Consider the following 11996-nt stretch of genomic DNA (forward strand, 5'->3'; position numbering starts at 1 on the left):
GACCGGCGAAAAGAACTCGGACGAGGCCGGCGCTCTCAACCCTCCGTCCATCACCCCTTCTCCTCAGACAGTCGACGAGGTTCTACCAGCCGGCTCGCCCAAACATTTTCTCCAAATCATCGGTGCTGAGCCGGAATGAAGTCCTTCGTCCATGAGGGCAGGTTGTGATCTCCCCTTCCGCATGCCATTCCTCAACCAGAGCTTTGATCTCATCCAGTTTCATCGGGCGGCCCGCTCGGACGGCGCCATGGCAGGCCAATGATGCCAGCACCGACCGAACTCTTACCTCCAGACTGGGGACACTGCTCCATTGATTCAGATCGTCGACGAGGTCTTGCAGAAACGCTCCCGGATCGACTCGGCCGATGCCTACCGGAATCGACCGGATCAAGACCGTTGAGGCGCCGAACGGCTCGATCTCCAGTCCCAACTTCCCCAGATCATGCTGATACCGCTGGACCAGCGCAGCCTGAGATGGGGACAGTTCCAGCGAATCCGGAATGAGGAGAGGCTGAGCCTGTATGCCACGGGTGGTCCACGCGCGATACAGTCGCTCAAAAAGAACTCGCTCGTGGGCCGTATGTTGATCAACCACCGTCAAATCGTTCCCGACCTGTGCGATCAAGAACGTGCGGTTGATCTGTCCCAGCGCGATCACTTCAGCCGAAGGGGCTCGGACATAAGGCTCCGCGGCTTCGCTCACAAAGGTCAATTGAGCTTCAGACTCGGACCTCGTGCGGTTCGCTTCATCCGTCTCACGGAACTCCCCTGCACGCGAAGTCACTACAGCCGAACCCATGGGGTATGGGGTGGACCGCTCCAATGACCGAGCCTCTTCGGGTTCGTTCGTCGGTTCTCCGCCACTCAACCTCTGTCGAACAGCGCGTCGAACGAGTTGATGTATAGTTTCGCTGTCCGAGAATCGTACCTCTCGTTTCGTGGGATGGACGTTCACATCGAGACGATCAGGATCCACATCCAAAAACAATACAAATCGCGGATGACACCCTTTGGCAAGAAACGATCCGTATCCTTCACCGACGGCATGGAACACCGCTAGACTGCGCACCGGACGATAGTTCACAAACAGCTCTTGCGGCATGCGCGAGGACTTTGCATGAACCGCATCGACTATGTATCCGCTGACGGTAGCCCCAGGGAGCGTGGCCTTGATCCAGAGACTCTGATCGAGAAACAGTTGCCGATAGACTTGAGCGATCCGATCCTGCTCCGACGGTGCGGCTGGGTAGTTGAACATCTCTTCCGTGTTATGCGTCAAGCGAAACTGGATGGACGGCCAGGCCAGCGAGGCCTGCTGCACCACCCGGCTGATATGCGAAAATTCGGTGGGGATGGACTTCAAGAATTTCTTGCGAGCCGGCTGATTGTAGAACAGGTCCGCAACTTCGATTCTTGTCCCGGTCACCGGAGGAGCATCGGCGATGTCCCCGACCATTCCCCCCATGACTTCCAATTCCGTTCCCATCTCGGCGGAACGAGTCGCGGTCAGAAGACGGACCCGTGACACGGCGGCAATGCTCGGCAAGGCTTCCCCTCGAAAGCCCATCGTGCGGATGGACCAGAGATCTTGATCCGACCGAAGCTTGCTCGTGGCATGCCGCAGAAAAGCTCGTGGCGCATCGTCGGGGCTCATCCCCTCGCCATCATCGATCACACGGATCAACGAAAGACCTCCGTCCTTCACATCAATCGTGATCGACCGGCTGCCGGCATCGATGCTGTTCTCGAGAAGCTCTTTGACGACGGCCGCGGGGCGTTCGACCACTTCTCCGGCTGCAATGCGGCCGACGACTTCTTCCGACAAAATGGAAATCTTGCCACTGCCGCCGGTTCTCAGCACGGCACAACGCTCCTCATGAGTGATGAGTCGGAAACGAGGCGGGGCATCAGGCCGCGGCGTCGGTCATCGGAGATCGGCCAACTTGTTCTTCGCCAGTTTGGATTCGTCCGACGAGGGGAACTCTTCGAGCACACGCTTGAGATTCTTTCTCGACTTCGGAAGGTCGCCGGTCTCGGCCGTCGCCAGACCCAGCTTATACAGCGCGGCGGGCACTTTTTCGTTTCCAGGATATTCCGCCACCAGATAATCGAAGGTTTGGATGGCCCGCCCATAGTCCTTCAAATTGTAATATGACTCGCCCAACCAATATTGGGCATTCGGAGTCAGCGAAGTCCCGGGAAAGTCTTTGATGAACCGCTGAAACCCCGCTACTGAAAGCTCATACTTCCCGTTGAGATAATCGTTATACGCCAGGTTGAATGCGGAGGTCGGCGTAATTCCCGACGCCATCGCCATCGGTTCCGCTGATTGTGTCGGTTTGACCGGCTTCGATGTGCGCGGCTCACCCGAAGAATCCACCCTAGCCGACAACTGACTCGACGTTTCTTCAAGCTTTGCAAGTCGATGTTCCATCCGTTGAAAGCGAGCCGCCAAATCATCGATTCGCGGCTTCGTCGCCTCCGTATCCTTGCTCCGCTCCATCGCCTCCACTCGACGCATCACGGTATCCACCCGTTGATGGTCCTGGTCCTGGGTTCGCGAGATCGTCGAGATCTGATCGCGAATCTCCATAAAGTCGGCATGTTTGGCACAACCGGCGAGAACCACAGCCGACACCACCATCCCCCATGTCACGGAACCGGACAGCACTGTACGGACACGCATGGTGTTACCGCACCTCCTTGAGTTGAGCCAGTTTGTCCGACGCTTTTCCCGCTTCGCTGCTTTTCGGGTAGAGCGTGACCACTTGCTTGAATGCCGACGATGCCCGCTTCTTGTCCTTCAACGCCAAATACGCAAACCCCTTTTTCAGGATCGCGGCGGGCACCTTCTCACTGCTGGGATAGTCGATCTCCACCTTGTCGTACGCATCGATGGCTTTCTGAAAATCCTTCTTCCCGAAGTACGATTCACCCAGCCAAAAGCGGGCATTCGGGGCGAGGGTGGAGTTCGGATACTCGGAGAGAAAGCCGGTGAATCCTTGACGGGCTCCTTCCAGATCTCCCTCTCGAAACAAGGTCAGCAGCCGTTCATAGCGAACCCGATCAGGAGGGTCGGCGCTGGCTTGCATGGATTCGAACGTCGGTGATTCTTGAGGCGGCACGATCGTCGTCACGCCTGCGGTGGCGTCCGGTCCACCGGATGAAGCCGACGCCTGGCCGCCTTCCGGTGTGGTCTCATTAGGGCCCGGCGTCGACCGCTGAGCCGGTTTGGCGCCTTGTTGCCGAGGAGCGGGCTTATTCGAAATCTGCTCCACAGCCTTCAGAAGCGAGTCGATCCGGCTGTCCTGCTCATCAAGACGGGCGGTCACTTTTTGCCCGACAGCTTCCAGCGCCTTCGTCACGGAGAGCACGCTTCTGTTGACTTCCTCTGCATGAATGGCCGTGGTCTTTGAATCGCCGTCGAGCTTCGCCGCGACGTTCTTCGTGGCCTGTTCTTCCTCACCCACACGTTCATTGAGCCCGGTCAATGCTTCTCGAAATCCGGTCAGCGCCTGGTTAAATTGGGCAAACTTTTGTGAGACCTGCTCGATCCTATTGTGATTTTCCGTCGCTTCTTTTCGTTGTTCATCAAGTTTCACGTCCACCCGCTTGGCAAGACCTTCATTGGTACGCTGGACGACTTCGATGATGTCCTTCTTCATGGCTTCCATGGTCTTGGACATTTCATCCAGTCTGGCCGAAACCTTGGTATCCTGGGTCTCGAAACTCTTTTGCATCCACAAATGGCGCGTGCTGCCGTCGGTTTCAAGCTTGGCCGCCAGTTGCTCCAACTTCTTCGTCTGCTGCTCCAGCTGCGCCGACCGATGTTTGAGGTCCTCCTGTTTGGCTTGAAGCTCTTGTGTTTGATGCAGAACCTTTTCCAGCTCTCCCCGCAGCTGCGGAAGCTCGTATTCTCGGAGGGTCGTAATTTCCTGACCTTGCCGAGCTCTGGTCTGTGAGAGCTGCTGTTGAAGAACTTTTTCGGTCTGTTTCAGGTCAGCCTGCTGTGCGACACAGCCCGACAAGACGGCCCCTATCGTCGCGATGCTCAGGATCACACCGTGCGTGGCTCGCCGTTGAGGTTTCATAGCCAATTTCTTTTCTCCGGCCGATTCACGAGAAGCGGAGCCACCTATGCGGCGACACCCTTCCTACTTCCCTGTCTTGACGACGAGATGACCGCGGCGATTTTGTGAATAGCAGGATTCTGCGTGCTCATTACAGAATGGCCGTTCCTTCCCGTAGGAGATGACCGATAAGTGATTGGAGGCCACACCCAGCTCAACCAGATAGTTCCGAACTGCTTTTGCGCGTTTCTCACCCAAGACCAAATTATAGGCTGAAGTGCCTCGTTCGTCACAATGTCCTTCGATTTTCAGTTGCACGCTCGGATTCGATTTGACCCATTCCGCATCGCTGGACAACGCGTGGCGTCCTTCATCCGTTATTGAAAAACTGTCGTAGGCGAAAAAGACATCCCGCAGTCCGGCTGCCGCCGATGCTACCTGTTCGGCGCGCATTTCGTCCAACTGGCGAGCGGCGGTCCCAGGGTCGGATTTGGCCACCATGGTATTCCCGGAGTTGCCGGCATTCCCGTTATTGCCGCCGAGCCGTTCCTCGGAAGGATTTCGATCCAATCCGCGTAGGCTGCTCGAATCCTCACGGCCGGAAAGGGACGTATCGGGAAAGCTCGAGCCGGTTCCTTCCTTGGCCAGGCCTCCTCTCGCCATGTCTTCCTGTAACGACTGGGTCCCTCCGCCCGATTGAACCGCCTTTTTCGAACACGCAGGGGTACCTAGTACGAGGACCCCAAGAATCAACGGTAGGTAGCTCGCTGATAACTTTTTCATTGGATTCATTCCCTCCTCATAAGATGTCCTCTCCTTCATACAGCGGAGGACGATTATCGTCAATGCCTCATCCAAAAATCACGAAGCCGGCGACCATGTCGGCGCGCTGTTGTGCGTGCCCGTGAAGGTAATGCGCTCGAAATCCTTGCCATCCGCATTGATCATGTAGATCTGGCTCTTTCCGTCCGCCGTCGAACTGAACACGAGATGGCGCCCATCCGGAGACCAGGAGGGAGAATCGTCCACGCCCGGTCCCGTCGTGAGCTGTACATGCTTCTGGCCGTCCGGTGTGATCAAACACAGTTTGTACTCTTTCTTGGAGGTCCGGCACACATAGGCAATCCAATTCCCTCGAGGCGACCACGCCGGCGCAGCGTTATAGTCTCCGTCAAACGTCAATCGACGCACGTTGGAGCCATCCGCGCTCATGAGAAAAATTTGCGGGCCTCCGCTCCGATCCGATGTAAAGGCGAGCTCACGGCCGGAAGGAGACCAGGAAGGAGAGAGATCTCCGGCGGCGTTCGTCGTCAGTCGTTGAACGGCTTTTGTACGGGGATCCAAGCGGTACAGCTCGGCGTTTCCTTCATGGCTTGAAGAATAGGCCAGCGCATTTCCATCCGGAGAGAGAGCCGGAGTGATGTTCAAGCCCCCCTGCGCAACCAGTGTCCAACGCTTTCCAGTGGCAAGCTCAATCATGTCGATATTTTGAGCGTTTCGATTGCGGTACGCGGTAAAGACCAAGAATCGGCGATCCGGCGACCAGCGTGGCATCAGGTTCAAGAAGCCGTCCGCCGTCAGCTGACGCGGCTCATACCCATCGTAGTCCATCACGAATAATTCGCGGGCCGATCCTTGCTCCGAGACGTAGGCGATCTTCGTCCTGGCAATTCCGGGCTCACCCGTATACCGGAAGACCAACTCATCCGCAAATCGATGCGCCATAAGCCGGACGACCGACGTGGAGCCGACGTATCGTTTGCCACCCACCACTTCATCGGTGCCGGCATCATACACGTACCCATCCATGTTGACATCCGGGTCCTTGTTTCCGTTCTTCATCCCCGCCTTGCCCCACACGATGACGGACACCCCGTTCTCCGCAGCTTGCTTGAAGGACGGATCAGGCTCGGCTCCCGCTTGGCTGACTTTTATGCCCAGGCTCGACAAATCGACAAGAGAAAACACGAGTGAGCGTCGCACATCCGCCTTGAGCACCTCTTCGATGCGTGTGCCCAGTTTGACACGCCCTTCAGGCGACTCCGATCCGCCGATATTATCGATCCCGGCGACTCCCAACGGAATTTTCTGAAAATCCGCTCTTGTGGCTTCAAGAAATACGTCCGCGGCACCGGATTCGATGATCCATGCCAGACCGGCCAACGCACACAGACCGACGATCACGAGAGCTCGAAACGTCATAGGTTATCCTTGAGGTTCACCGACGGTAAAAGTGAAATGCGCGTCGAAATAGGCATCCGTGATGTCCGGCGGGAATACAGGCAAGGGAACCGCGTTAAGCACTGCCCGTTTTCCGGCCAAGTCATAATATTCATTTCCGGAGGACCGTTCGATCGACACCCCCGTCACCGACCCATTCCGATGCAGTCTGAATTGCACAATGACGACATAGGCCTGCCTGGTCACATCCACAGGAGGGGCGCTCCAGAAACCACTGATACGTTGCCGGACCAGCCCCAGATACGCGTTGGACCCCGGAGCCATCCCGGGGACCTTGAGCGTGGTATCGACAGTTTTCATACTCATCGCCTTCGCCTCCACTTGAGGCGCGGGCTTCGGCGGCACGTCAGCGGGAGCTGGTACCTTGGGAGGTTCGACCTTTCTGATCTTCTTGAGTTCTTCATCCAATTCTTTCGCGACGTCCTCCGTCAAGGATGAAGACGTCGCGGGAGCGACCGGTTTTCTCTCCGTCGCTTCCCTCGTCTCCGCAACGACCGGCACATCCGGCAGTTTCATGGCCGGCAGCTTCTTAGGTTTGTCCTCTGGACTGATATCCCCCAACCTTGGAGCGTCCGGCGGCAATTCAATGTCTTTCATGACATCGCGCATGATGTCATTCGACGGCTTTGCGGGAGCCACCGGAGGAGGAATCGGCGTTGCTTTCACAGGCGGCCCCGGTGACGGCGCTGCTTTGACTGGCGGCGCAGGCTTGGAGCGCTCGATGGGCTTGGGCTGCTCAACCGGCTTGGGTCGCTCTATCTCTTTTTTACTCGGCGGACTCTTCTCGGGTTCAACGGTCTTTACCGGAGGCGTCTGGAGATTCGCGAGCGATATGTCAATGGACGCCAGAGGCCGCTCACCATGTTGAGGCAGTCGTATCCACCCGACAACGGCCAGTATTCCCACATGCAGCACCAGAGAAACAACGACGGCACCGGCCAAGCGACGGGTCAGCGTCGCCTGCCATTCATCATCCGCTAACATGCCGGCTGATGTCCAAGCCTGCACCGTGAACCTTATCCTAATGGTTATGTGGAGGGGACGATGGACCCTCAACTCGTTCAGGTCCCGTCGGGTCAGTTACCATACCGAGTTTCTCGATACCGGCTTTCTTGACGCCATCCATCACCTGAACCACTACTCCATACGGCACGTCGCGATCGGCGCGCAGATACAGTGAGACATCCGCATGCTCTTCTTTCAACACGCGCAGCTTTCGCTCGAGTTGAGCCACACTCACTTGATCTTTGTCGAGGTAGAGGCGCTGGTCCTTCTCGATCGTCAGCACCGCCCGGATCTCCGGCTTGATGGTGTTCGACGCTGAAGTCGGCAGCTTGATGTCCATTCCCCGATACAGCATCGGTGCGGTGACCATGAAGATCACCAGCAGCACGAGCACGACATCCACGAGCGGAATGACGTTGATCTCCGCCAAGAATCGACGTTGTCTCGTCTCGAAAATCATCCCTTCGCTCCAACAGGAACGGGAGCGGCAGGTCTGCTTTGAGCTGGGACCAAGGCCAGAAGTTCCACCACGACGGAATCCATGTGCAATGCGGTTCGTCTGATGCGGGTCAGAAAATAATTATAGGCGATGACGGCGGGAATCGCGGCAAACAATCCGGCGGCGGTCGCGATCAACGCTTCCGAAACCCCCGGCGCGACGGCCGCAATACTGGCGGTGCCTTGTGTGCCGATTTCCCGAAAGGAGTCGATGATCCCCATGACGGTCCCCAGGAGGCCTACGAATGGGCATATGTTCCCGGTGGTGGCCAGAAACGGCAGATACGACTCCAGCTTGGAAATTTGACCTTGAGCCAGATGGGCCGCCGTCCGCTCCATCACATGCCGATCAAAAGCCATGGACCCGCTGTCATTCAGCTCGGTGGGGATATGGCCTAATCGCTGGACAACGGTATAAAAAACTTTCGCACAGGGGCTTCCGGTCGTTTGTTGCGCGTGCCGGGTGACTTCCTCGACATCTCGTGCCCGAAGCAGCACGGCCATGAACCGGCGGTCCTTTGCGTCGGCCGCGCGAAACGTCGCCCATTTATAGAAAATGATCGCCCATGAAATGATGGAAAAGCAGACCAGAACCAGCAGAACCACCTTGGAGACAATCCCGAGCGACGCAATAATTCCCAGTGGACCGGCTTGAAACATACGAGTCTAGACTCTCCCTCCTCAGCGCTCAACGCTTCTTGATAAAGTGGATTGTATCAAACACTGGGGAAAATGGCGGGGCCGACGGGATTTGAACCCGCGACCTCCAGATTGACAATCTGGCGTCCTAACCAGGCTGAACGACGGCCCCGTAAAATCTCTCTCTAGCGGAACAACAGCAGGACAAGTGGATATCGTTGGTCGCCGCTCAACTCCCGAGTGTAGGATTCGGATCCTTCGTTCCGGAAGTGCTCTTCCTGTCGCTGCTTACCACAGTCTTCCAATGGTAGGCGGAACAGGGATTGAACCTGTGACCTCTGCCTTGTAAGGGCAGCGCTCTTCCAACTGAGCTATCCGCCCGATTTTCTTAGCAACGTCCGCGGAGCGTACCAAGTATGTATCTCCTTGTCAACCACGATGCGCACAACTCGCGCCGCTTTGTTCGTCATAGACGACACCACTGCATTCCTATGGTTTCCTCACCTTCCCAACGTCTGCTCGTCGGCGACTGATCTGGCGCGGGAAAAATTGCCGATGAACCTGCTTGAGCCGGCTGCGCTCCACATGCGTATAGATTTGGGTTGTCTCGATATCCGCATGTCCCAGCATCGATTGAACGGCTCGGAGGTCGGCCCCGCCTTCCAGAAGATGCGTCGCAAATGAATGTCGCAACATATGCGGCGAAATCGGCTTGGAAATACCCGCGCGCCGCGCGCGCTGTAGAAGAAGCTTCCAACACGCTTGCCTCGTGAGTCCCTGCCCACGCCTGCTGACGAAGAGGGCACGGGACAATCGCCGCTTGAGCAGGGCTGGTCGTACCTGCTCGAGGTACTCACCCAATAGCTCGCGCGCCGTCTGTCCCACCGGCACGACTCGTTCCTTGGCGCCTTTCCCCACCACCCTGACACAGCCGAGAATCATATCGATCTGGGAGAGATGCAGCCCCACGAGTTCCGAAACGCGCAGACCCGATGCATAGAGCAATTCCAGCATGGCACGGTCACGCTGGTCCTCAAGGCGATCCCGCGCAGGCAACTCCAGCAACGCCGTCACTTCCTGATGCGTGAGCGTTCTCGGCAATCGGACCGGGCGACGAGTCGCTGTCACATCACGAACCGGGCTTGCCTCCACGATTTTTTCACGAACCAAAAAACGATACCATCCTCGAATCGCCGAGAGTATGCGGGCCACTGATGCCGCCGCAAGCGCGTTCTGTTTGAGCGCCGCCAGGAACGACCGCACAGTATGCGGTGGAATGGAATCCGTCATACTGAACTGATGCTCCCGCAAATACCCCTGCAATCGGAGGAGGTCCCGCCGGTACGCCTCCAGCGTATTGGTCGCCAACCCTCCTTCAACCCTCAGCTGGCAGAGATATCGTTCGACCAGAGGATCCAATAATGGTGGTGAAGAGTGCGCCATAGCCATCGGATAATGGACTATAGCCAAGTCACTAGCTCGGTACAATGACGCCACGGTAGTTCTCCTTGACAGGTCGCACCCTTTCCGATACTAGTCACGTACGGCCTACCACGGGCCGAACGTAATGCTCGCCTACTCGTATAACCCTTTCCCCGTTTCAGCCAGGCCGCCGCTGATGGTCGTCATCGCGCTTGCGGCGATGCTCGGTATCGGTCTCCTATCAGCTGGATGGAGTGATGCGGCGGATCCCGCTAAGAATCTTTCTCCTATTCCGCCGATCTTGAATCAGGCCAAACAACTGATTGAAAGAGGCGATCCCGAGTCCGCCGCCTCCACCTTGCGTCGATTCTTGACCACGACTCCACCGCCTGAACAGCTCGATGACACCTACCTGCTGCTCGGCGCAGCCCTCTACGGCATGAAGGATTACGGCGAGGCGCTCCGCTATCTCACCCAACTCCAGACAGAGTTCCCTGAATCTGAGCTTGTAGATCGAGGCAAGTTGCTGCTGGCCCGGACCCACGTGGCAATGGGCAACATCGACTTGGCCCTGCCATTGCTGGCTCAGGTGCGGACGACGACGCTGGACGAAACCACCAGGCATGAGGCCCAGCAACTGACTGCCGAGACATTCGCTCAAAAGAAAGAGTATGTCCGGGCCATCCACACATTACTGGAGGGAATGGCAGGCAGTTCGGGGGAACAGGTCAAGGAAACGCGGGAGCAGATTCGTCTATTTATCTCCGAGAAGTTGGACAAGAAAGGGTTGGCCCGAGTACGGGACGGATACCCGCGCTCTTATCCGGGTGACCTCGCATCGATCCGTCTCATTGAGTATTACACCGGTCGCGGCGAAGACCATTTAGCGGAACGGGAGATTCGACAATTCCTTGCCTCATTTCCGGGCCATCCCTATAGCCCAAAGGCCGGCGAGACGCTGGACCTCTTGAGGACCAGATTGAAAGCCAATCAGTATTTCCTCGCGGCCGTCCTTCCACTGTCGGGAAACCTGTCCGTGTTTGCGAACGACGTCTTGGAAGGTATTCAGCTCGCAGTGGAGCGGGCTCGCGAGCAGCCCGGCACTCCATCCGTTGGGTTGCTCGTGAAAGATCATGATGCCGACCGGCAGGGATTTTTGGATGATCTCTCAGAGCTGCTGAACGACGATCGTCCCCTCGCCGTCATCGGGCCCATGTTGTCAAAGAATCTGCCGGTCATGGCAGAAATGGCGCAAAGAACGAGAGTGCCTTTGATCACACCGGCGGCAACGCTCCCGAACGTCCGCCGATTGGGCACCTATCTGTTCAGCACGTCGCTGACCTATGCGATGCAAGCCCAGCGGATCGCCGCCTACGCCGCGAAAGAACGGGACTATCGGCGGTTCTGCATTCTCCACCCTGACACAGTCTACGGGCGGGAACTCGCCCGACTCTTCATGCAGGAAGTGCGTCAGCTCGACGGCGAAATCATCGCGATCGAAACTTTCAAGGAAGGGGAAACCGATTTCGGACCTCAAATCCAGCGGCTCAAGGCCGAAGACTTGAAGAAGTATGGGCTGGCCATTCCGGTGGATGTACCGCGTCTACCCGGCAAACCGATCAGCCGAACAGAAAAGCGCGTCCTTTATACTCCGGGATTCGACGCCATCTTCATCCCGAGTCGCTCTCATGAGATCGGCCTCATCGCCGCCCAACTGGCCTATCACGACATTAAAGCTCCTCTGTTGGGCACGAACGGCTGGAACTCGCAGGATTTCGCCCGCACCGCCGATCGAACGGTCGACGGCGCCACATTCGTCGACGGCTTCTTCGTCGACAGTCCGACCCCGGCGGTGCAGGAGTTCGTTCAGCGATATCAGAAGCGTTTCCAAACCACTCCTTCACTCTTCACCATGCAGGGATATGATGCGGCCAGAATCGTGATCGAAGGAATCCGTCACGGTGCGACCTCCGGCGAAGCCCTTCAAGAATTCTTGATGACACAGCACAACCTGCCGACACTTGCCGGCCCCGCCAGTTTCGGACCGGACGGCACCCTGCACCGACCGCTCTTTCTTCTGCAGGTCAAACAGGGTAAGTTCGTGCAATTGGACTGAAGAAT

At 57.2% G+C, this 11996-nt stretch carries 10 protein-coding genes and 2 tRNA genes; 1 reads left to right on the forward strand and 11 read right to left on the reverse strand.

Features of this window, described 5'->3' with window-relative positions; genetic code table 11:
- Positions 1–82: 82 nt before the first annotated feature.
- The 11 genes from mutL to xerD form a co-directional block, all read right to left on the reverse strand.
- Positions 83–1861, reverse strand: a complete 1779-nt coding sequence (mutL, locus tag H8K04_13225) for a DNA mismatch repair endonuclease MutL (protein UVT14797.1) — start codon at positions 1859–1861, stop codon at positions 83–85.
- A gap of 63 nt (positions 1862–1924) precedes the next feature.
- Positions 1925–2686 (reverse strand): tol-pal system protein YbgF, encoded by a 762-nt coding sequence (ybgF, locus tag H8K04_13230; GenBank protein ID UVT14798.1) that lies wholly within the window; start codon positions 2684–2686, stop codon positions 1925–1927.
- A gap of 4 nt (positions 2687–2690) precedes the next feature.
- Positions 2691–4091 (reverse strand): tol-pal system protein YbgF, encoded by a 1401-nt coding sequence (gene ybgF, locus H8K04_13235; protein ID UVT14799.1) that lies wholly within the window; start codon positions 4089–4091, stop codon positions 2691–2693.
- 63 nt (positions 4092–4154) lie between these two features.
- Positions 4155–4853: a peptidoglycan-associated lipoprotein Pal gene (gene pal, locus H8K04_13240; GenBank protein UVT14800.1), complete on the reverse strand. Its 699-nt coding sequence runs from the start codon at positions 4851–4853 to the stop codon at positions 4155–4157.
- A gap of 78 nt (positions 4854–4931) precedes the next feature.
- Positions 4932–6272, reverse strand: coding sequence for a Tol-Pal system beta propeller repeat protein TolB (gene tolB, locus H8K04_13245; protein UVT14801.1), 1341 nt, complete (start codon positions 6270–6272; stop codon positions 4932–4934).
- A gap of 3 nt (positions 6273–6275) precedes the next feature.
- Positions 6276–7319, reverse strand: a complete 1044-nt coding sequence (locus H8K04_13250; protein ID UVT14802.1) for a TonB family protein — start codon at positions 7317–7319, stop codon at positions 6276–6278.
- Positions 7320–7332: 13 nt separating this feature from the next.
- Positions 7333–7776, reverse strand: coding sequence for a biopolymer transporter ExbD (locus H8K04_13255; GenBank protein UVT14803.1), 444 nt, complete (start codon positions 7774–7776; stop codon positions 7333–7335).
- Complete coding sequence (locus H8K04_13260) at positions 7773–8474, reverse strand: MotA/TolQ/ExbB proton channel family protein (protein UVT14804.1); 702 nt, start codon at positions 8472–8474, stop codon at positions 7773–7775. Before H8K04_13260 ends, H8K04_13255 begins: the two co-directional genes overlap by 4 nt.
- A 73-nt stretch (positions 8475–8547) precedes the next feature.
- Positions 8548–8625 (reverse strand) — tRNA-Asp (locus tag H8K04_13265).
- Between the two features lie 133 nt (positions 8626–8758).
- Positions 8759–8834: transfer RNA gene (locus tag H8K04_13270), tRNA-Val, on the reverse strand.
- 108 nt (positions 8835–8942) lie between these two features.
- Positions 8943–9872 carry a site-specific tyrosine recombinase XerD gene (gene xerD / locus H8K04_13275; protein ID UVT17976.1) on the reverse strand — a complete coding sequence of 310 codons (930 nt, stop codon included), beginning with the start codon at positions 9870–9872 and terminating at the stop codon, positions 8943–8945.
- Positions 9873–10020: 148 nt separating this feature from the next.
- Between xerD and H8K04_13280 the strand changes: the two genes are divergently transcribed.
- Positions 10021–11991 (forward strand): penicillin-binding protein activator, encoded by a 1971-nt coding sequence (locus tag H8K04_13280; protein UVT14805.1) that lies wholly within the window; start codon positions 10021–10023, stop codon positions 11989–11991.
- The last annotated feature ends 5 nt before the right edge of the window (positions 11992–11996 follow it).

The organism is Nitrospira sp., assembly GCA_024760525.1.
Taxonomy (GTDB): Bacteria; Nitrospirota; Nitrospiria; order Nitrospirales; family Nitrospiraceae; genus Nitrospira_D.

Bases quoted from the DNA above. Each gene is read 5' to 3' on its own strand.
- ybgF (UVT14798.1), bottom strand. From the start codon at position 2,686: ATGCGTGTCCGTACAGTGCTGTCCGGTTCCGTGACATGGGGGATGGTG.
- ybgF (UVT14799.1), bottom strand. From the start codon at position 4,091: ATGAAACCTCAACGGCGAGCCACGCACGGTGTGATCCTGAGCATCGCG.
- pal (UVT14800.1), bottom strand. From the start codon at position 4,853: ATGAAAAAGTTATCAGCGAGCTACCTACCGTTGATTCTTGGGGTCCTC.
- tolB (UVT14801.1), bottom strand. From the start codon at position 6,272: ATGACGTTTCGAGCTCTCGTGATCGTCGGTCTGTGTGCGTTGGCCGGT.
- H8K04_13255 (UVT14803.1), bottom strand. From the start codon at position 7,776: ATGATTTTCGAGACGAGACAACGTCGATTCTTGGCGGAGATCAACGTC.
- H8K04_13260 (UVT14804.1), bottom strand. From the start codon at position 8,474: ATGTTTCAAGCCGGTCCACTGGGAATTATTGCGTCGCTCGGGATTGTC.
- H8K04_13280 (UVT14805.1), top strand. From the start codon at position 10,021: ATGCTCGCCTACTCGTATAACCCTTTCCCCGTTTCAGCCAGGCCGCCG.